Below are 19872 nucleotides of genomic sequence, written 5' to 3'. Positions count from 1 at the left end.
CTTTTAAGAACCCCCTGGTCAAAATTGATTAGGGGGTTTTTTGTATTATACCAATACCACAGTGCTTTAACTTGGCTATGAAATAATGGGGGGCTTCTATCTCGCTTTATACTTTAGAGCTTGAGTTAGAAGTTTAAATTAATACCTATCAATACCTCTACAGAATACTATAGAATTTATATGTAGGGATTTATAGATGAATAAAGACTAAGGAAATGAATGATTATTAATACATTCTACTCCTTTTTACCAGGTAACGAAAGAGTATTTGTTCATATCCTGCATGAATATCTGAAGAGATGAGATCAATTGAGTATTGTTTGCAACGCAATTCAATTTCTTCAAAGTATTCTTTTATTGCTTGTGAGTACTTTTCTTTTATTTCGTTAGGTTGAATTTTCATACGATCACCTGTTTCCATATCAACAACTGTGTATGGACGGTTATCTAAATTGAACTGTACTTCGTAATTCGAGTCATATACATGAAATAAGATTACTTCGTGCCCATTGTGACGTAAATGTTGTAAGGCTCCGAAGAGTTGATCAATCTTATCTTTTTTCTCTAATAGATCCGTAAAAAGAATAACTAGACTTCTTTTATGACATAATTCGGCAACATCATGCAGTTTTTCAATATAGTTTGTGGTATGTTTATTCCCTTCCGAATAGTTTCTGAACAGCTTTTCCAGCTCAACGTATAAGTAGCGATGATGAGCAATAGAGCTACGGGCAGGAGTGTGTAGGTTAATTTTATCAGAAATCGTTGTCAATCCGACAGCATCTCTTTGGCGTCTTAATAGTTCTATTAAAGAAGCAGCGCTATAGATTGAAAATTGAATTTTGTTTACTTCTTCGTTAATGGGGAACCACATGGACGAACTAGTATCCAACACAAGCTGGCAGCGAAGATTCGTTTCCTCTTCATACTTTTTTGTGAACAGTTTTTCAGTTCTTGCAAACAGTTTCCAATCAAGATGTCTGGTTGACTCTCCTTTATTGTAAAGACGATGTTCAGCGAACTCAACAGAAAATCCATGAAAAGGACTTTTATGAAGTCCTGTAATAAATCCTTCTACTACCTGCTTGGCTAGTAATTCCAGGCTACCAAAATGAGCCAGATCATGTTTCTCTATTGTTTTTGCCATTACTTATTAGTCTGTTCCAAACTTATGAATATCATTATGGTTTTCTTCAATATCATCTTTAAGCTTTTTCATTGCCTGAGTCAATAAAAAGATATCCGGAGTGGAATTTGCCTGTATCCATTGATATCCTTCCTTTTCTCCATCAATAGCCAGAGCCATATTGTAAAAAAGAATAAAGTTATGTGTTTTTAACCATTCTCTTGCAGGTTCATTTCCTTCAGCTGCATTAATCATTGCCATGATATGAGGATATCCGTTTTCCATCAACCAGTCACGAGCGTCCTGTTTTAACTTTAAAGCCCAAATTGATACGGCCAGTTCCTCAAAGCCATTTTCAGCTAACCAGTTTTGAATCTCTTCATTTCCTTCAATCGCTTTTGTCCACGCTAAAATTATTTTAGGTGAATAATCCAGCGGTTTCATGGGAACTTTATGTCGTTTCCCTTTTCGGATAATGCCTGAGCCTCTCTTTTTTCTAAACCAATTTAACATACTAAAGACATGTAAAGAATATTGAAGTTAATAGTATTGCAGCAATTATGCCTGTAAAATCAGCAAATAAACCTGCTCCGGCAGCATACCGGGTATTTTTTATTCCAACCGAACCAAAATAGACGGACAGAACATAAAAAGTTGTTTCTGTAGATCCTTGAAAAACAGAAGCTAAACGACCTGCAAACGAATCAACTCCTGAATTAGCATACACATCCATCATCATACCTCTGGCGGCGGTGCCACTAAAAGGTTTCATAAAAGCTGTAGGGAGAGCATCTACAAATGCTAGACATTTTACCCCCATGAAGATTGCAGCTTCTCTGATCCCGGAAAACAATAACTCCATTGCTCCGGATGCTCTGAAGACTGCCACAGCTACAAGGATTGCCACCAGAAAAGGAATGATTTTAATAGCTACATCGAATCCTCCCTTTGCACCATCAATAAATGTTTCATAGACATTGATTTTGGAGCGAACGGCAAGTAAAATGAACGTAGTAACAATCCCAAACAACAGGACATTCCCTCCTACGTTACTTATAACTTCAGTATATTCAGGAAAATAAATAACAGTGGCTATTAAGCTTCCAACTACCACGGTAGTCGTTCCTAAATAGGCAAGAATAACCGGATGGAGAAGATTGATTTTTTGTCGGATGCTTACAAATAGTAAGCCGCCCATACTTGAAAAGAATGTTGTTAAAAGTATGGGGAGAAATACATCTGCAGGACTTTCCGAGCCGGCAGCCATACGATAAGCTAAGATGCTGACAGGGATTATTGTAAGTCCTGAAGTATTGAGCACCAAAAACATGATTTGCGCATTGGATGCTTTCTCTTTTTCCGGATTTAATTCCTGTAACTGGTTCATTGCTTTTAAACCCAGAGGAGTTGCTGCATTATCCAGCCCCAGCATGTTCGCAGAGAAATTCATCATCATGGCTCCTACCGCCGGATGGTTTTTAGGTATTTCAGGAAAAAGCTTCTCAAAGAGTGGAGAAACAGCTCGTGTGAGGTAATGTAAAGCACCTCCTTTTTCTCCTATTTGCATTACTCCCATCCACAGACATAATGCCCCGGTAAGAAATAAGGCAAGTTCGAAAGCTGTTTTGGAGCTGTCAAACATTGCATCAACAATTGACTTGAAAACCTGCGTATCTCCAAAACCGAGAAGTTTTATAGAGGCTGTAATGAAAGCAACAACAAAAAGACCTATCCAGAGTCGATTTAATAACATCAATCTATTTTTTATCCTTGTAAAGCGCTACAAGTTTAGTGAAATTGTGCAAAAAAATCATTCCGTTTTCACCTGATACTTCAGGATGAAACTGAACTCCGAAAATAGGTCTGTTTTTGTGATGCATACCTTCATTTACACAGCTGTCTGATGTAGCATTGTGCTCAAAACCGGGTGGAATGCTTATTGCCTCGCAATGATCCTCCTGCATTGTAAATTGCGTATCCAGATCTTCGAACAAAGGATTATGACGCAACACGGCTATTTCCTGTTTTCCCCGATCTTCCCGCTGTCTGGAGATAGAGGCGCCAAAATGAAGCCCTGTTAGTTGATGACCAAAACAAATTCCGAGTACAGGTAATTTATAGTCATCCAGCCATTTTACTTTTTGCAAATAAGGTTCCGGATCCACCTCGGACAACAGAATAGGAGCTCCGGAGATAATAATTCCTTCTGCATTCAGAATATCATTTTCGGTAGAATCATGCAGTCCGATTGTTTTGCAGGGATAATAGTGTTCACAAATCTCCTGAATAAACTTCGTCTTCGAACTACCAGCATCCAATAGTACAATCATAACTCCAATTCACCAATTCCCTGACGGACGATTTCAGTAGTACCATTAGTACAGTTGACAACCGTAGAAGCATACAATCTTCCGGGACCACCATCAATAATCATATCGACTTTTTCGTCATAGCGTTGGTAGATTTCATACGGATCTGTGAAATATTCCATCAATTCATCCTCTTCATCATGCAAAGAAGTCGTAGCGAGAGGTTCTCCTAGTACGCGTACAATTTCTCTTGCAATTTCATTGTCAGGGATCCGGATTCCAACTTCTTTTTTATTACTGTCAAACAATTTAGGAACAGAAGAATTCGCTTCCAGGATAAAGGTAAAAGGGCCGGGAAGAGAACGATTCAGTAATTTGAAAACAGAACGATCAAATTGTTTTACATAATCGGATAAAAGGCTTAAATCATTAAATACCAAAGAGAAGTTAGCTTTACTCAGCTTTGTGTTTTTGAGCTTTGCCAGTTTTTCCAAACCTTTTTTGCTTTTCAGACTACACGCAATAGCATATACTGTATCTGTAGGATAAATAATGATCCCGTCTTCCTGTAAAAGTTTAACCGCCTGTTGGATCAAACGGCTGTCCATGTTATTCGGATTTATTTCTATCAGCATATTTCAGTCATTTTGCACTAAATATAGTGAGAAATCTTAACAAATTGAAATGATAAAGCGCATAAAAACGGACAGGATTAATCAGTTGTTACAGATGTTTTTCCGGCTTTAATTGTATTTTTGTTCAAAACCGGTTTGATTTGGATGATCAGAGAAAAAAAGAGTGGCTGGAGCAGCGCAGGAAACACCTGAGTCGTAACCCTGATGAATTAGCGAAGGGAATAATAAGCGGTGATAAAGTAGCTTTGAGCAGAGGGTTGACGCTTGTTGAAAGTACACGTCGTGATGATCATGAACAGGCATTGGAAATGTTGGATAAAATCCGGTCAAATCCTGGAAAGTCTGTCCGAATTGGAATAACAGGAGTACCGGGAGTAGGAAAAAGTACATTCATAGAAGCTTTTGGTCAGGAATTGGTTGAAAATGGAAAAAAAGTAGCTGTCCTGGCTATTGATCCGAGTAGTGAACGGAGTGGCGGTAGTATTTTGGGAGATAAGACACGAATGAATAATCTGGCATTGATGCCGGAAGTGTTTATTCGTCCAACAGCATCAGGAGGTTCATTAGGAGGTGTTGCCAAACGTACAAGAGAAAGTATTCTATTATGCGAAGCGGCTGGTTATGATGTTATCATTATAGAAACGGTAGGTGTTGGTCAGTCAGAAACCATGGTGAAGGAAATGGTGGATTTCTTTTTACTTCTTATGTTGGCAGGTGCGGGAGATGAACTTCAGGGGATTAAACGGGGAATCATGGAAATGGCCGATGCTCTTGTTATCACAAAGGCTGATGGAGAAAACGAAATGAATGCCCGAAGAGCCCGAAATGAGTATAAGAATGCTATGCACTTGTTTCCTCCCAATCAAAATAGTTGGATACCCAAAGCAATGACATGTAGCTCCTATACAAATACTGGAATTTCAGAGATATGGGACGTTATTGAAACGTTTGTTAATCAAATGACGATTTCCGGATATCTTGAAAAGAACCGACTGGATCAGGAAGTGTTTTGGTTTAGAGAGACTCTGAAAGAAATGCTAATAGACAACTTTCATCAGACGGAGGGGATTTCACAACGAGTTTCACAGATTGAAAAAAGTCTGCATAGCGGGAAAGGAAATGCTTTCGCTGATGCAAAAGCTGTTATGAATTTTTATATAGCACAATTGAAAGATGCAAAAAATTGAATTTAGTCTTCGGGGAGAAGAGTTTATTGAATTAAATAAATTACTTAAAATCCTTCAAATTGCCCAGACAGGAGGGCACGCCAAATTACTGATTCAGGATGGAATTATTTCGTTGAATGGCGAAACAGAATCTCGCATCCGGGCAAAACTTCGAGCGAGTGATGTAATTAATGTCGAAGACGAAGTCGAAATCCTGATTGTAGAATAACTCTTTTACTTTAGAAAAGTTGTTGTAGCTCTTCTTTCAGGTAATGCGCTGCAACTTCCGTCGGAAGTGGTGTGATTTCGGAAGAGATTTCAAATATTTTTTGAGCCAGATCAGTGGCTGTTGCGGTTGCATCCATTTGATTTCCTGCCATATTAATGATCTTAATGATCTCTTCTTTACTGTTTTTTACTACATCCCATGCTTTGGGTGAGATAAAAATCTGTTGTGCAACATTGTGTTCAAATTCTTCCCGAATTGTTTTTAATAGTTCTCCCTGAAGTTGTCGTGCGGGCATTCCGGGGTTGTGGATACGCATGACCAGTGAGTTGGGAGAAATTCGTTCCATTAGCAAAACCAACCGTTGGTAGGCATCAATGCGTCCGGGGAGAACATGTTTCTGTCTTTCCTTACGAAGTTCAAGAGCGATTGAACGTTGCTCCTTTTCAGCTAATTTCTTCATGAAAAAATATGCTGTTCCGAAAACAATCCCTGCAGGAACAATAATCAATACAGTATAAAATAGGTATTCCATAGTTTTCGCATTTTGAATCACAAAAATAACTTTTCAAATGTATTAATACACATTTCGTGAAAAGTAACAGAATTAACCCCTTTCATTTTCCGTGTAAAATCGGGAAACGATTCAACAATATTCGTAGTTTTGTCCCAATAAATAGTTTTACAAATATGGACGTATTATCAGATCGCCTAAGAGCAATGGAAGAATCGGCAACATTGGCTATGTCCAGACTAAGCCGTGAACTGAAAGCACAGGGTAAAAATGTCATCTCACTTTCGTTAGGAGAACCGGATTTCAATACACCTGATTTTATCAAAGAATCTGCGAAACAAGCGATAGATGATAACTTTTCAAAGTATACGCCAGTAGCGGGGTACCTTGATTTACGCGAAAGTATTTGTCGAAAACTAAAGAGAGATAACAACCTTGCGTATGAACCTTCGCAAATTGTAACTTCGACAGGAGCAAAACAAAGTATTGCAAATGTTGTAATGAGCCTGGTGAACAAAGGTGATGAAGTTATTATTCCTGCTCCTTACTGGGTTTCGTATGTAGAGATTGTGAAAATGGCGGAAGGAGTTCCGGTAATTGTTGAGGCAGGAATTGAAAATGATTTTAAGATCACTCCGGAACAACTGGGGGCTGCCATTACGGATAATACAAAATTAATGATCTTCTCTTCTCCTTGTAATCCTACTGGATCAGTCTATTCTTTCGATGAGTTAAAAGGAATGGCACAGGTGATTGAAGACACAGGGATTTTTGTGATCTCAGATGAAATTTACGAACATATCAATTTTAGCGGAGGACATACTAGTCTGGCTACATTTTCTTCAATAAAAGATCAGGTTATTACCGTAAATGGCGTATCAAAAGCCTGGGCTATGACAGGTTGGCGTCTTGGTTACATTGCTGCATCCAAAGAAATAGCGGCTGCATGCGAAAAAATTCAGGGACAGTTTACCAGCGGTACCTGTTCCATTACTCAGCGGGCTGCAATTACAGCAATGGAAGCAGATCCCGTTGTTTTGAAAGATATGGTGGCGGCATTTAAATCAAGAAGAGACCTTGTTTTGGGATTACTGAATGAGATAGAAGGGGTGAAAACGAATGTTCCTGAGGGCGCATTTTATTTATTTCCTGATGTATCTTCTTTCTTCGGAAAACGCTATAATGATACAATTATCAATTCTGCTACGGATCTTGCTATGTATCTTTTACAGGAAGGTCTCGTTGCTATTGTGACAGGAGAAGCCTTCGGAAATCCGAATTGTATTAGAATTTCGTACGCCGCGGCTGAGGAGGAACTCATCGAAGCAATGAAACGAATGAAACAAGCCCTGGAAAAACTAAGTTAGATGGACAGCAGAACGATAGTAGAGTCTTTCAAAGGAAAGCGAATTCTGGTTATTGGAGATGTTATGATTGATGCCTATCTTCAGGGAAAGGTAAGTCGCGTTTCTCCGGAGGCCCCGGTTCCTATCGTTAGCTTTGGTAAACACGAAGAACGTTTGGGGGGAGCTGCTAATGTAGCACTTAATATTGCAGCTCTCGGAGCTGTTCCCGTATTAACCTCTGTTATTGGAGAAGATAAGGAAGGAGAACGTTTACTGGAATTGATGCATTTGCAGGAAATGTCCGTAGCAGGAATTGTTCGGTCAACAGATCGTATCACAACCGTAAAGACGCGAGTAATTGGAAATAATCAGCATTTGTTGCGAATTGATCATGAACAAACAAATCCGGTTAATTCAGATGAAGAAACTGAACTTATCGAAAGAGTGAAAGCTATCTGCGAATCAGGAATTGATGCAATTATTTTCGAAGACTATAATAAAGGAACCCTTACTGAACGGGTAATTCAGGAAGTGATTGCATTGGCGACATTATTGTCAATTCCTACTGCGGTTGATCCTAAGAAAGATAATTTTTTTGCTTATCAGGGGGTGACACTTTTTAAACCGAACCTCAAAGAGCTGAAAGAGGGACTCAATATTGATTTTCAGTTTCGACCTGGTCAGGAGTTTGAAGATGCAGTAAATGAACTCGAAAAACGGCTGAATAACACGATTACGTTTGTAACGCTTTCCGAACACGGTGTTTTCATCAAACATGATGAGAAAAAGCACTATATACAGGCACATTTGAGGAATATAGCAGATGTATCCGGAGCGGGAGATACGGTTATCAGTGTGGCAACATTGTGTTACACAGTAGGAGTTCCGGTTGAACTGATAGCTTCTTTCGCAAACCTTGCGGGAGGAATTGTCTGCGAAAAAGTGGGAGTAGTTTCCATAGATAAGGAAGAACTTATTCGCGAAGCCGACAAATTGATTAAGGTATGATACGAAATCTCAGGGAGCGAATTAATTTAGCTTTATACGATTCAAAAGATCGTGTCCTGAGGCTGTTTCGCTTTTTGCATGTTTTTGTTTCACTCGGTGCGATAGGCGTTTTAACCTATTATTATGGATTTCCACATTCACCGGAAGAAGCCATTGCTTTAATTGACTGGATACAATATGCTTTTGTTTTTTATATCGTCCGTTTTCTTGTTCGGGTAATATACGATTACAACCCCAAACAACTTATACGAGACAATCTTTTCGAATTTATTGTTTTGATGATCCTTATTGTGGAAGGTGTATTCTACAATATAACAGGGGATCTGATTATTACAGAAGTACTTTCCTGGTTAGGGCTAAGGAGAATGGCAACCAATGCTCAACTCTTTATCCAGTTCTTTTTTCTGGTGTATGTTATTACAACGATTATTAAGAACAGGTCTTTTAAACCCTGGTTAAAAGTTCATCCCGGTTTACTCTTTACAATTTCTATTGCATCAATAATACTCATAGGAACCAGTTTACTGATGCTTCCTGAAATGACAATTGTGAGCCATGATATGAGTTTTATTGATGCCCTTTTTACGGCTACTTCGGCTACTTCGGTTTCCGGATTAACAACAGTTGATCTGGCTACTCAATTTACCTTTAAAGGACAGGTCGTTGTTTTGTTTTTGATCAAATTGGGAGGACTTAATACGATCGCTTTTGGAGCATTATATCTTTTAATAGCAAAGTTTGGAGTAGGATTAAAGCATCACGAAATTCTGGAAGATTTTGTAAATAAGGATTCTCTACTGAATACAGGAACCATGTTTGGTAAAATATTTGTCTGGAGTTTAGGTATTGAAATTGCAGGAACATTTCTACTCTTTATGTTAGTTGAACCGGTAGGTGTATACGGTGATACAGAGGTTCGATTGTTTCATTCTATTTTTCATTCTATCTCTGCGTTTAACAATGCCGGATTATCAATCCTTCCGGGGGGAATGATGAACGGAGCGGTTATAGGAAACTCCCTGTATCATATTGTTGTTTTGGTATTGTTCTTCCTGGGAGGTTTTGGTATGATCTATTTGTTTGACCTTTTCGAACCGCGAAAGCTTCGTGAACGAATGAAGACACCATGGAAGACAATAGAATTTGGAACAAAAATATCCCTGTATTACACATTAGCTTTGCTTTTGATAGGTGCTATTGTTTTCTTCTTTGCGGAATACAACAATACATTGGCAGATAAAAGAGGATTTGGAAAAGTAGTGACCTCCTTTTTTGAGTCAATGACGACCAGAAATGCCGGGTTCAATATTGTAGATACGTCTGAGTTGGCATTACCAACAATGATATTTTTCCTGTTCCTGATGTTCGTAGGTGCTTCTTCAGGATCAGCAGGTGGAGGTATCCGTACATCAACATTTGCTGTATTGCTGGCATCTGTAGTTTCTACAATACGAGGGAAATCACACACAGAATTATTCAGAAGAACTATTTCCAGTGAGTTGGTTATGAAGTCATACTCCATATTAATGTTCTTTATTTTCGGAAACCTGATAGGTCCGTTTATTCTGTCTATAACAGAGTTAGAATCGTTGCAGTTGGGCAGGTTTACTTTTATGGATATTGTTTTTGAACATGTTTCAGCCGCATCAACAGTAGGGTTAAGTACTGGTATAACACAGGATCTTACCCCTGCGGGAAAAGTAGTGATTATTGTAGCGATGTTCATTGGACGTGTTGGTACACTTACACTAGCGTTTTTATTAGGGAAAGAAGTTATTAGTAAGCATTATAAATATCCATCTGGTCATACGATGGTAGGTTAAGTTATGAGTGAAGAGATAAAAGGACAAGAGAAAAAGGTTGTTAAGCCCTATGGTGCTGAAAACAAATCAAAGAAAGAGGAAGTTGCTGAGATGTTTGATAATATTTCAGCCAAATATGACTTTTTGAATCATTTTTTGTCATTGGGAATAGACAAATTGTGGAGAAAGAAGGCTGTGAAGTTACTTCGTAAAGGGAAGCCAAAAACGATTCTTGATATAGCGACAGGTACGGGAGATTTTGCCCTGGAGGCACTAAAGTTAAATCCTGAGAAAATTGTTGGACTGGATATCAGCCAGGGAATGTTGGAGAAGGGGCGTGAAAAAATGAAAAAGCGCAAAGTCGACCACATCATCTCAATGACATTGGGCGACTCCGAATCACTTCCGTTCGGGGATGGAGAATTTGATGCAATCACCGTTGGTTTTGGTGTACGAAATTTTGAGAATCTCGAAAAAGGGTTGGGAGAAATGCTACGCGTATTGAGTAAAGGAGGAACAGCCGCAATACTTGAGTTTTCGAAGCCAAAAAAATTCCCGGTGAAGCAAGCTTTCGGTTTCTATTCGCGTTACATGATCCCATTTATAGGAAAAATGATTTCTAAAGATAAATCAGCTTATACGTATCTTCCTGAGTCGGTAGAAGCATTTCCGGAAGGACAGGAATTTGCTGATATTCTGACAAAAGTAGGGTATAAAAATATCCGTACTTATCTTGTTTCAGGAGGAATTGCCACGATTTACCTGGGAGAAAAAGTATAAGAGTCTTATCTTTATTGCAGAAGAAAGTTCAATAATTGAACAAAATTAACGTTAGTCACTTGTGAAGAGAACACTGGTTACAATACTATTGATTCTTGTTTACCTGACGGGAATCGGGCAGACTTTAAAAACGCCTAACTATCGAAAGTTTGATAGGAGATGGTTTCACTTTGGATTCATGTTGGGGTTGAATACAGCTGATTTGTATGTTATTCCGACGACCAATACTGCGCTCACTCCGGGATTAGTAAATTTTACAACAAAAAGTTATCCCGGTTTTAATCTGGGAATAATTTCAAGTTTTAAACTGGGGCACCCCACGGTCAGCTTACGGATCATTCCTTCCCTATCATTTATGGAACGTGAAGTAAATTATCATTTCATTGATGACAATGGAGAAGATGAAATGATTCAGCGAAAGATAGAATCGACAAATCTCGATTTTCCTCTCCTGATTAAATACAGAACGTTACGCTATAATAATTTTGCAGCTTATTTTGTGGGAGGAGTTCAGTATACGATAGATCTTCAGTCAAAACAGGATGTGGCTCAAATTTTTTCAAACCCGTACCTAAAACTGAAAAAACACGACTTTCAGGGACAGATAGGGGTTGGAGTAGACTTCTTTTTACCGTATTTTAAGTTTGGTTTTGAAGTCAAAATGTCACACAGTATTGTTAATTCTTTGTATCAGGATAATACCCGGTTGTCAAAGCCATTTGATAAAGTATATAATCGGGTAGTTTGGTTCTCTTTAACCTTTGAAGGATAATGATTCATGAAATTCAGGTCAATGTATTACCCGATGTTGTTGCAGATGAGGTAAAACTTAAAAAAATTGCAGCCAAAGAAGTTGGTATACCTGTAGAGGAAATTAATGAAATACGTATTATAAAACGTTCGATTGATGCCAGGCGCTCTCCTGTTAAGTTTCAGTTAAAGCTTGCCGTTGTATCCGGTGATGAGCCTCAAAGTATTCCTCCCGTTTTTCAAGGAGTTAATGTCTCGGGTGCGCCGGAAGTAGGTATAGTGGGGGCTGGATCAGCCGGCTTGTTCGCAGCGCTTCAGGCAATCGAATCAGGTTTAAAACCAGTTGTTTTTGAACGGGGGAAAGATGTTAAATCCCGGAGAAGAGACCTGGCAAAAATTAACAAAGAGCATATTGTTAACCCAGAATCAAACTATTGTTTTGGTGAAGGAGGAGCGGGAACGTATTCGGATGGTAAGTTATATACGCGATCCAAAAAAAGGGGGAGTGTTAGAAAGGTGTTGGAATGGTTAGTTGCTTTTGGTGCTGATCCTGATATTCTGGTGGATGCACATCCACATATTGGTACGAATCGACTTCCTAAAATTATAGAGGCAATCCGACAGGAGATACTGACTTGCGGGGGAGAAATCCATTTTGACGCTAAAGTAGTGGATCTGTTAGTGGAAAGTGAAGAAATCAAAGGAGTGGAATATCTCCATGAAGGGAAGAGTACCCGACGATTATTTTCTAATGTTATTTTAGCAACAGGACATTCTGCCAGAGATATTTTTTATTTATTACATCAAAAGGGAATAGAGATAAAAGCCAAGCCTTTTGCCATTGGCGTTCGAATTGAGCATAGTCAGGAATTAATTGATTCTATCCAATACCATGGAGAAACAGAGAATGAATATCTTCCTCCTGCTAGTTATTCCTTAGTTGAACAGGTGGATGGAATGGGAGTGTACTCCTTCTGTATGTGTCCCGGAGGAATAGTTGCTCCCTGTGCTACAGAACCGGGAGAGGTGGTTACAAATGGCTGGTCACCTTCTAAACGTAATAATCCCTATTCTAATTCAGGGATTGTTGTTCAGGTTACACCTGAAGACTTACCGGGAGATATTAATGATCCGTTTATCTGTCTGAATTTTCAAAAGGAAGTCGAAAGACGTTGTTGGGAGGCGGCTGGTAAGACACAAAAAGTACCGGCACAGCGGATGATTGATTTTGTCGAAAACCGGGTGTCTGAAGACTTACCCAAAACATCTTATCTTCCGGGACTGGAAAGTTTCAATTTAAATGAAGTTCTACCGGATATCCTCTCCTCACGCTTACAAAAAGCTTTTGTAGCATTTGGAAAAAAAATGAAAGGATATTATACCAATGAGGCAGTATTGCATGCTCCTGAATCAAGAACATCTTCTCCGGTACAAATTCCCCGTGATCGGGATACCATGGAACATATTCGGATAAAAGGATTGTATCCTTGTGCGGAAGGAGCCGGGTATGCCGGAGGAATCGTATCTGCTGCAGTAGACGGAATCAATTGCGTCGAAAAAATTGCAGCTAAAATTATAGCGTCCTGATTCTGGGAAAAGTGTCATTTTTCTACTACATATAACAGCTACATTGTTTCTTTTTTCGAAAAACCTGGGTGGAATGAAAAAAATATTTGACCAGGAAATAACTACCACGGTGGCTAATGACGTAGGCTCTGGCGTATAGCAATGCAAGTTATGGATTAATTTAATGTAACAAAAACATCTTTTTTTGTTTAATTTTGGCAACTATTCTAGGTAAGAATACGTTTATACTACGTATTTTGAATTAACATTAGGCAACCATGTTACATTTTTGGAAAAAGACAAACACATTTGTTATAACTTCACTGATACTTTTCTTCAGTGGAAATCTTACAGGTTTAGCGCAAACAGATATAACGGTTAGTGCTGCAGCAAACAATCAGACATTTAGTACATGTGATGGTTTCATCATTGATTCGGGGGGACAGGGAGGTCCTGGATATTCAAATAATGAAGATATAACTTTCACTATTTGTCCGCCATCAGCAGGGGATGACATCTATGTACAGTTTACCTTATTTAGTCTTGATCCTTTTGGTAGTTCAAATGACGTAATGATGGTTTATGACGGGGATAACACATCGGCTCCGTTAGTAGGGACTTATACAGGTTTTGAGTTGGAAGGAATCGTTAACGAGGCTTCTGCGGGAAATACTTCAGGGTGTTTGACTTTCCGATTTATTTCTGACGGTTCAGGAACGGGACGATTTGCCGGTAATGTTTCATGTGATCCTCCATGTACACCACCTTATGCATTGGCTACAGTAGTCGGTGAAACGTTGGATAGTGTTGCTGTATGTATTGGTGAACCACTTACTTTTCAGGACAATGGATCGTATTCTCCATCAGGATTTAATATTGTTGACTACGAATGGGATTTCCGTGACGGAACTGCAGCAAATGGTCCGTCTGTTTCACATGTTTTTACTCAACCGGGAATGTATAGAGTGAAGTTAACGGTTACAGATGAAAATGGTTGTGAGAGTTTAAACTCATCTTCTCTTCGTATTTACGTAGCACCGATTCCCTCATTCCTTAATTTCCCTCCATCGGCAGAGCTTTGTATCGGAGAATCTATTACGCTGTCTGCAGCTCCGGAAACGTATGATGTTACATGGACAGGATTTCCAAATTCATCGGAGATAGAAGATGGTTGTGTGGATGATGAACAGGTTGGTGTTATACAGTCTAATTCTCTTGAGTTAGGAGGATTTGTGGCTGGTGCTACATTAGATAATATCAGTGATTTAGAGAGTGTTTGTATAAATATGGAACACTCGTTTATGGGAGATTTTGTGCTTCAGGTTCGTTGCGAAACCGGACAGACGGTCACATTACATCAACAAGGTGGTGGAAGTGCATATTTAGGTGAACCGGTTCATTCAGATGATGTTGATTGTGATGATCCGGCTACTCAAGGAGTTGGATACACTTATTGTTTTACTCCCTCAGCGACCCAGACATGGGTAGATGCAGCATCAGGGGGAACTTCCCTTCCAGCAGGAGATTATGCATCCATTCAACCTTTAACAGGATTATTAGGTTGTCCTTTAAATGGTACGTGGACAATTTTGTTTACGGATAACTGGTCTGCTGATGACGGAACATTATTCAGCTTTTCGATTAATGTTAACCCAAGTCTTTATGAAGATATTGATGAGTTTACTATTGAAGTAAATGACGGACCAACCGATTCTTATTGGAATACACCTGCAACGGATGCTGTTATTTCTAATAACAACAATGACATCACAATAACTCCAACAAATCCAGGAACCTATCCATATACTTACACCGTGATTGATAATTTTGAGTGTCAGAACGATTCTACAGTTTTCATAACGGTTAATGATAATCCACAGGCTGATGCAGGAATTGACTTTGATCAGTGTGGTGTTAACGGAGTGGCGCAAGTTCAGTTGGATGGATCTGTAACTGGTTTCCAGAATTGTAACTTTACGCTTGAGTTGTTAGATTCTTTTGGTGATGGATGGAATGGTAATACAATTACTGTAGTAGTAGCAGGAACATCAACTAATTATACTATTCCAAGTGGAGGAGATCAGAACACGGTACAAATACCTGTGAATATCGGAGATGAAATTACTGTGCAGTTTAATGCATCGGGGTCATGGACATCCGAATGTTCGTACGAATTATATGATTGTGACGGAAACCTGGTTTTCCAGTCAGGACAAGGAGGTACCACACCTACCACCCAACTACAAACATTTAGTAATGGTAGCCTTATCTTCTCTTGGACTGATCCAACAAATATGGATGATCCTTCTGTATTGAATCCGAACGTGACGGTAACCGGAACAGAAACATTTACTTTAAGTGTATATCCGGAAGGACATCCGTTATGTGTTACAACAGACGAGGTGACGGTAACAATCATTGAACCGGGAGATCCGGGAGATGACTCTTCTATAGACGTTTGTGCAGACGGTGCTCCAGTTGATTTGTTCCCTTTACTTGGACCGGATGCGGATACAGGCGGAACCTGGAAGGATCCTTCTGGAAACGTTGTCCAGATGCCTTACGATCCAACAACAATGCCGGAGGGAACATATACTTATGAAATTGGTATGGTAAACTGTTTGTCTTCTGCTTCTGTAGAAGTAACGATTGTGCCTGTCTCAATTGATAATATGATTATTACTGATGTAGACTGTAACTCTGCCAATAACGGATCGGTAGAGATAATAGCTACAAATGGTCTTAATTACAGCATAGATGGAGGAGCGACATTCTCACCCAATAATATCTTTACAGATCTTGTTCCAGGAAACTACCAGGTAGTAGTTGAGAACGTACTGGGATGTATTGCTACAGACGCTTTTGATATTGTTGAGCCGGATCCGATTCAGATTACATACATAACACCGGATTTAGTAGAGTGTCGTGAGAATAGTGTGACGCTTGAAGTACAGGCAACTGGCGGAAATGGAGTGTATAATTACGAATGGATGCTTGATGGTGTGGTTGTTAGTACGCATAGAACATTTACAATTAATCCTGAAAAAGCATATAACGAATATTGTGTGACGGTATCAGAAAATTGTGGTTCTCCTGTTGCACAGGGTTGTGTGGTTGTTGAGTGGCCAACAGATATATATCCTGTTCTGGTACCTGATATAAATGAAGGATGTTATCCTGTGGAAGTTAATTTCATAAATACAACTAATTCTTCAGTAGTAAACAATGTATTCGTGAGATTTGGAGATGGGTATAGCGCAAATGCATCAGGGTTGAATTCATTATATCACGTGTATGAAACTCCCGGAGTATATGATGTTGAAGCAACCATTACGACAAATGCAGGTTGTGTTTACGACACTGTATTTACGGACATGATTTATGTGTATGATTATCCTCGCGCCAATTTCTCATGGATGCCATTCAAAGTACCAATGTTTGAACCGGTTGTTGAAATGACAAATCTCTCTTCAGGGGATGCGGTAAGTTGGGACTGGACATTCTATGATGCTGATCCGGCAAACTCTACAGAAATTGAACCAACGATCGAATACGAAGAAGGAATTGTGGATGATTACCTTGTTACGTTGATTGTTACCAATGAATACGGGTGTACGGATTCAATAGCGAAGGAGATTTCAGTAGTTAGTGACGTGTTGCTCTTTGCTCCGAACACATTTACTCCGGATGGAGATAAGTTCAATGAGAAGTGGAAAGTGGTAATAGACGGAATTGATGTCTACAACTTCGAACTACTTGTTTTTAACAGATGGGGAGAAGTTGTGTGGGAATCTCATAATGCTGATGCGGAATGGGATGGTAACTATGCAAATGGAGAACCGGCTCCGGAAGGAGTTTATATCTGGACAATAACTGCAACAGATGGTTTCTCTGATAAAAAGTACCAGTTTAACGGACACGTTACTATTCTCAGGTAAAATATAAAACTGAAAGTTGGAAAACGTCCTGAGTAAATCAGGACGTTTTTTTATATCCCTATGGCGTAAAACTTCACGACTTGTACAGATAAATCATAGATACCAATAAAAATAAATAGTAGTTTTGGGGTATGAAATGGATCGGAGAAAGAATATCCTATGTGGATCAGAAAGATGGCATAACAACATTTGTCATTTACCCGGAAAAGGTAGCCTGGAAGAACAATCTCTTATCGGCATGGTTAACGGTTTGGGTATTGATTGGAGGATATGTGATCTATAGCTTATTTAAGGATTATACGCGGGAAGAGAAATTGGTACTGATTGTATTTCTATCTTTTTGGTTGTATTTTCTTGTACGGGTTGGACGCGCTACATTATGGCAATTGAAAGGAAAAGAGTTAATACGGATTAATGATCAGGTATTGATGATTAAACGATCCATCTTTTCGTATGGTAAGGCGCAGTCCTATTTTTTGGAGAATATTTCTAAGGTTAAAATAGAGGAGGTGAAAGAATCCAATTTAGGCTTTCAGTTTGAGAGATCTATTTGGGTAGTAGGTGGAGAAAAGCTTTCTTTTGAGTACCAGGGAAAAACGGTACGGTTAGGGAGAAAGCTGAATGAAACTGACGCAAAACTGTTTTTTAGAGTACTTACGAATAGAATAGAGCAACGAGTAAGGAAAAAAAAGAACTAGAAGAAAGCGACATAGCCAAAATGAATTTTCCCATCCCGTAATTGTATAGGATTTCCAAACTGACTTCCTAGTGCATAAGAGATTGAGAACGTTCCTACTTTAGTCCCGAAGGCAAGTCCGGCGCCAAATCCAGAGGGAGTATCCTTGTAATAATTTCTACTGGTATTTTCATAAATAGATTGATCAAAGAAGGCGAATAGATGTGAGTTTTTGTCCAGCAGGAAGCGATATTCCAGCGTGAAACGTGAGAAGGTAGTAGCAAATAATGATTCTTCATCAAATCCGCGCTGTGTATTAAGCCCTCCAAATCGGATTTGTTCATTCACATAAATGGTATCGGCAATATAAAAACGAGATAGGTTTGCCACTCGGATGGTATGCCGTTTACCAAGTGGAATGAAATATTCAATAGCGAGATCGAATTTATAAGTTGTCGCGTTGGTTTGCCTTACGATATCTGTACTGTCAATAGGGAAAGCTTTTCGCATTCCAAAACTAATATTTGATTCCAGATTAAGTCCGCGGGTTGGATTGGGCAGGTAGTCTACTTTCTTACGAATAATACCTATTCCATAAAAGTTTGTCCGGACGGTTTCACTTGTACTGAAATTTGGGTTGTTATCTGCTCCGCTGAGTACATTTGATCCTTCATAACGATAAAATCCACGGATAAAACTACCCTTTCCGATATAATACCGGATTCCGGCCTGAGCCTGTATTTCAAGAAAGCTGGAATCGCGTTTATAGAGATGGAAATTTCCCTCAACTCCAAAGTTAGATTTAAATAGAAAAGGATAATTAATTCCGATATCGAGCTGTTGTGTTCCGGCTTGCAGGCTTTTCCACGATAAATCCATTTGTTCTCCGGATTTTAACAGGTTCATGAGCCGCAACTGAATATCTCCTGTAAAAGTCACTTTTCCAGCTTCATTAGGTTGGATACCCAGAATTCCGTTTGCTGAGCTTGAAGGAGAGTTTTTTAAATAGAGATAGAGTTCAGCACCTTCACTACTAAAAGCAATTTGAGGAGTTTGTTCATTGTTAAGGTAGACGAGTTGATCAATTTTAGAAGTAATCTGACGGAATAACTTCTCGGAATACAAATCTCCTTCACGAATTCCCAGGTAAGTTTGAATGAACGACTTTCTGATTTTCGGGTCGCCTTTTAAGTGAATTGTATGCCATTTGACTTCAGGTCCTGTCTCAATTTTTAGTTGAGCAGATGGTGAGTGAGTGTCTAGTTGTATATCGGTAAAGTAAACTTTTGCAAAAGGGTATCCGTTATTTTCGAGATATTGTAACAGTTTTAACTGAACCTCTGCAATTTCAACGGAAGAAAGTTCTACCTGAGCCAGAAGTCGCTCATTGATTCCGGGAACCCTTTTTATTAGTTGTTTTTGTTCTGAAAGAACACGAATTGTTAGTTTTTCAAAGAGAGGACCTTTGTATAGGTAATAAATTAATTTTTTGTTAATTGTATCTCGTTCAACTTGCTCAATACCGGCCAGAGGATGATTTTTTTTCCGAATCGAAAAGAGTTTTTTGGCAACATAATCCCTGACTCCCGAAGTGTCTTTCGTTGCATAGCTTTTTATCACTTCACGAGTGCTGTCAGTGTCTGTTACTATAAGTGTAACGTTCCACTTTTTTTGACTTATAACAGTAAAGTGGATAGATAAAAAAGCTATGTAAGCAATGATTTTCACAATAGTAAAATAACGTGTTAAATATAGATTTATTCACGATTGTAATCAATTGATTGTGGAAAACATTTCTTGACGGTTTTTGTTTTTGTTGTATATTTGTTGACAACAAGCAACCAAATTAAAAATTAAATTGAGGAATATGAAGAAGTTTTTGGCCTTGGCTTTCTTAGGGATTTTTGTGGCGACTTTAGTTTCATCTTGTGGAACAAAAGGGGCGAAATGTGATGCATACGGTAGTAGTATTAACTCTATTGAGCAAAGTGGAGATTTAGCCTCTAAGTAGGAACATTTTTTCCAATCAA

At 38.9% G+C, this 19872-nt stretch carries 18 protein-coding genes; 11 read left to right on the top strand and 7 right to left on the bottom strand.

Annotated elements, in window-relative coordinates; all coding sequences use genetic code 11:
* Positions 1 to 226: 226 nt before the first annotated feature.
* Genes ABDZ97_RS08080 through ABDZ97_RS08060 form a run of 5 tightly spaced genes read right to left on the bottom strand, consistent with a single transcriptional unit; the run spans position 227 to position 4070 of the window.
* Complete coding sequence (locus ABDZ97_RS08080; protein WP_343786347.1) at positions 227 to 1147, bottom strand: DUF58 domain-containing protein; 921 nt, start codon at positions 1145 to 1147, stop codon at positions 227 to 229.
* A 6-nt stretch (positions 1148 to 1153) separates the two neighbouring features.
* Positions 1154 to 1639 (bottom strand): hypothetical protein, encoded by a 486-nt coding sequence (locus ABDZ97_RS08075; protein ID WP_343786345.1) that lies wholly within the window; start codon positions 1637 to 1639, stop codon positions 1154 to 1156.
* A 1-nt stretch (position 1640) separates the two neighbouring features.
* Entirely contained in the window at positions 1641 to 2879 is a 1239-nt protein-coding gene (locus ABDZ97_RS08070) for a nucleoside recognition domain-containing protein (RefSeq protein ID WP_343786343.1), read from the bottom strand.
* 4 nt (positions 2880 to 2883) lie between these two features.
* Positions 2884 to 3456 (bottom strand): glutamine amidotransferase-related protein, encoded by a 573-nt coding sequence (locus tag ABDZ97_RS08065; RefSeq protein WP_343786341.1) that lies wholly within the window; start codon positions 3454 to 3456, stop codon positions 2884 to 2886.
* A complete protein-coding gene (locus ABDZ97_RS08060; RefSeq protein ID WP_343786339.1) occupies positions 3453 to 4070 on the bottom strand; it encodes an L-threonylcarbamoyladenylate synthase in 618 nt (205 codons plus the stop codon). The genes ABDZ97_RS08065 and ABDZ97_RS08060 overlap by 4 nt, the downstream gene beginning before the upstream one ends.
* Before the next feature lie 140 nt (positions 4071 to 4210).
* On the opposite strand from ABDZ97_RS08060, the gene meaB reads away from it, so the two are divergent.
* A complete protein-coding gene (meaB, locus tag ABDZ97_RS08055; protein WP_343786337.1) occupies positions 4211 to 5257 on the top strand; it encodes a methylmalonyl Co-A mutase-associated GTPase MeaB in 1047 nt (348 codons plus the stop codon).
* On the top strand, positions 5244 to 5465 hold the full coding sequence (locus ABDZ97_RS08050; protein ID WP_343786334.1) for an RNA-binding S4 domain-containing protein: 222 nt from the start codon (positions 5244 to 5246) through the stop codon (positions 5463 to 5465). Before meaB ends, ABDZ97_RS08050 begins: the two co-directional genes overlap by 14 nt.
* 10 nt (positions 5466 to 5475) lie before the next feature.
* Here ABDZ97_RS08050 and ABDZ97_RS08045 read toward each other — a convergent pair whose 3' ends face one another.
* Entirely contained in the window at positions 5476 to 5997 is a 522-nt protein-coding gene (locus tag ABDZ97_RS08045; RefSeq protein ID WP_343786332.1) for a DUF7935 family protein, read from the bottom strand.
* A 155-nt stretch (positions 5998 to 6152) separates the two neighbouring features.
* Here ABDZ97_RS08045 and ABDZ97_RS08040 point away from each other — a divergent pair, with 155 nt between their 5' ends.
* The 8 genes from ABDZ97_RS08040 to ABDZ97_RS08005 all read left to right on the top strand — a co-directional run bounded on the left by ABDZ97_RS08040 (position 6153) and on the right by ABDZ97_RS08005 (position 17864).
* Entirely contained in the window at positions 6153 to 7343 is a 1191-nt protein-coding gene (locus ABDZ97_RS08040) for a pyridoxal phosphate-dependent aminotransferase (protein WP_343786330.1), read from the top strand.
* On the top strand, positions 7344 to 8330 hold the full coding sequence (locus ABDZ97_RS08035) for a bifunctional heptose 7-phosphate kinase/heptose 1-phosphate adenyltransferase (RefSeq protein ID WP_343786328.1): 987 nt from the start codon (positions 7344 to 7346) through the stop codon (positions 8328 to 8330).
* Positions 8327 to 10153 (top strand): TrkH family potassium uptake protein, encoded by a 1827-nt coding sequence (locus tag ABDZ97_RS08030; RefSeq protein ID WP_343786326.1) that lies wholly within the window; start codon positions 8327 to 8329, stop codon positions 10151 to 10153. The genes ABDZ97_RS08035 and ABDZ97_RS08030 overlap by 4 nt, the downstream gene beginning before the upstream one ends.
* Before the next feature lie 3 nt (positions 10154 to 10156).
* Entirely contained in the window at positions 10157 to 10912 is a 756-nt protein-coding gene (gene ubiE, locus ABDZ97_RS08025; RefSeq protein WP_343786324.1) for a bifunctional demethylmenaquinone methyltransferase/2-methoxy-6-polyprenyl-1,4-benzoquinol methylase UbiE, read from the top strand.
* A gap of 61 nt (positions 10913 to 10973) precedes the next feature.
* Complete coding sequence (porT, locus tag ABDZ97_RS08020) at positions 10974 to 11684, top strand: type IX secretion/gliding motility protein PorT/SprT (RefSeq protein WP_343786322.1); 711 nt, start codon at positions 10974 to 10976, stop codon at positions 11682 to 11684.
* Positions 11684 to 13249: an NAD(P)/FAD-dependent oxidoreductase gene (locus ABDZ97_RS08015; protein ID WP_343786320.1), complete on the top strand. Its 1566-nt coding sequence runs from the start codon at positions 11684 to 11686 to the stop codon at positions 13247 to 13249. The genes porT and ABDZ97_RS08015 overlap by 1 nt, the downstream gene beginning before the upstream one ends.
* Before the next feature lie 257 nt (positions 13250 to 13506).
* On the top strand, positions 13507 to 17166 hold the full coding sequence (locus ABDZ97_RS08010) for a PKD domain-containing protein (protein WP_343786318.1): 3660 nt from the start codon (positions 13507 to 13509) through the stop codon (positions 17164 to 17166).
* A 131-nt stretch (positions 17167 to 17297) separates the two neighbouring features.
* Complete coding sequence (locus ABDZ97_RS08005) at positions 17298 to 17864, top strand: hypothetical protein (protein WP_343786316.1); 567 nt, start codon at positions 17298 to 17300, stop codon at positions 17862 to 17864.
* Here ABDZ97_RS08005 and ABDZ97_RS08000 read toward each other — a convergent pair.
* Positions 17861 to 19570: a BamA/TamA family outer membrane protein gene (locus ABDZ97_RS08000; RefSeq protein WP_343786314.1), complete on the bottom strand. Its 1710-nt coding sequence runs from the start codon at positions 19568 to 19570 to the stop codon at positions 17861 to 17863. The two genes, ABDZ97_RS08005 and ABDZ97_RS08000, sit on opposite strands and share 4 nt — an antisense overlap.
* A gap of 139 nt (positions 19571 to 19709) precedes the next feature.
* On the opposite strand from ABDZ97_RS08000, the gene ABDZ97_RS07995 reads away from it, so the two are divergent.
* Positions 19710 to 19853: a hypothetical protein gene (locus tag ABDZ97_RS07995; protein ID WP_343786312.1), complete on the top strand. Its 144-nt coding sequence runs from the start codon at positions 19710 to 19712 to the stop codon at positions 19851 to 19853.
* Positions 19854 to 19872: the final 19 nt, after the last annotated feature.

Origin of the sequence: Wandonia haliotis (genome assembly GCF_039523435.1) — a bacterium.
In the GTDB taxonomy this organism is placed as follows: Bacteria; Bacteroidota; Bacteroidia; order Flavobacteriales_D; family Crocinitomicaceae; genus Wandonia; species Wandonia haliotis.
The sequence above is the reverse complement of the archived record's forward strand: the minus strand, read 5'-3'. Positions and strand labels throughout refer to the sequence as shown.

Coding starts and splice junctions, on each gene's coding strand:
- ABDZ97_RS08080 (WP_343786347.1), bottom strand. CDS start 1,147: ATGGCAAAAACAATAGAGAAACATGATCTGGCTCATTTTGGTAGCCTG.
- ABDZ97_RS08075 (WP_343786345.1), bottom strand. CDS start 1,639: ATGTTAAATTGGTTTAGAAAAAAGAGAGGCTCAGGCATTATCCGAAAA.
- ABDZ97_RS08070 (WP_343786343.1), bottom strand. CDS start 2,879: ATGTTATTAAATCGACTCTGGATAGGTCTTTTTGTTGTTGCTTTCATT.
- ABDZ97_RS08065 (WP_343786341.1), bottom strand. CDS start 3,456: ATGATTGTACTATTGGATGCTGGTAGTTCGAAGACGAAGTTTATTCAG.
- ABDZ97_RS08060 (WP_343786339.1), bottom strand. CDS start 4,070: ATGCTGATAGAAATAAATCCGAATAACATGGACAGCCGTTTGATCCAA.
- ABDZ97_RS08050 (WP_343786334.1), top strand. CDS start 5,244: ATGCAAAAAATTGAATTTAGTCTTCGGGGAGAAGAGTTTATTGAATTA.
- ABDZ97_RS08045 (WP_343786332.1), bottom strand. CDS start 5,997: ATGGAATACCTATTTTATACTGTATTGATTATTGTTCCTGCAGGGATT.
- ABDZ97_RS08040 (WP_343786330.1), top strand. CDS start 6,153: ATGGACGTATTATCAGATCGCCTAAGAGCAATGGAAGAATCGGCAACA.
- ABDZ97_RS08035 (WP_343786328.1), top strand. CDS start 7,344: ATGGACAGCAGAACGATAGTAGAGTCTTTCAAAGGAAAGCGAATTCTG.
- ABDZ97_RS08030 (WP_343786326.1), top strand. CDS start 8,327: ATGATACGAAATCTCAGGGAGCGAATTAATTTAGCTTTATACGATTCA.
- ubiE (WP_343786324.1), top strand. CDS start 10,157: ATGAGTGAAGAGATAAAAGGACAAGAGAAAAAGGTTGTTAAGCCCTAT.
- ABDZ97_RS08015 (WP_343786320.1), top strand. CDS start 11,684: ATGATTCATGAAATTCAGGTCAATGTATTACCCGATGTTGTTGCAGAT.
- ABDZ97_RS08010 (WP_343786318.1), top strand. CDS start 13,507: ATGTTACATTTTTGGAAAAAGACAAACACATTTGTTATAACTTCACTG.
- ABDZ97_RS08005 (WP_343786316.1), top strand. CDS start 17,298: ATGAAATGGATCGGAGAAAGAATATCCTATGTGGATCAGAAAGATGGC.
- ABDZ97_RS07995 (WP_343786312.1), top strand. CDS start 19,710: ATGAAGAAGTTTTTGGCCTTGGCTTTCTTAGGGATTTTTGTGGCGACT.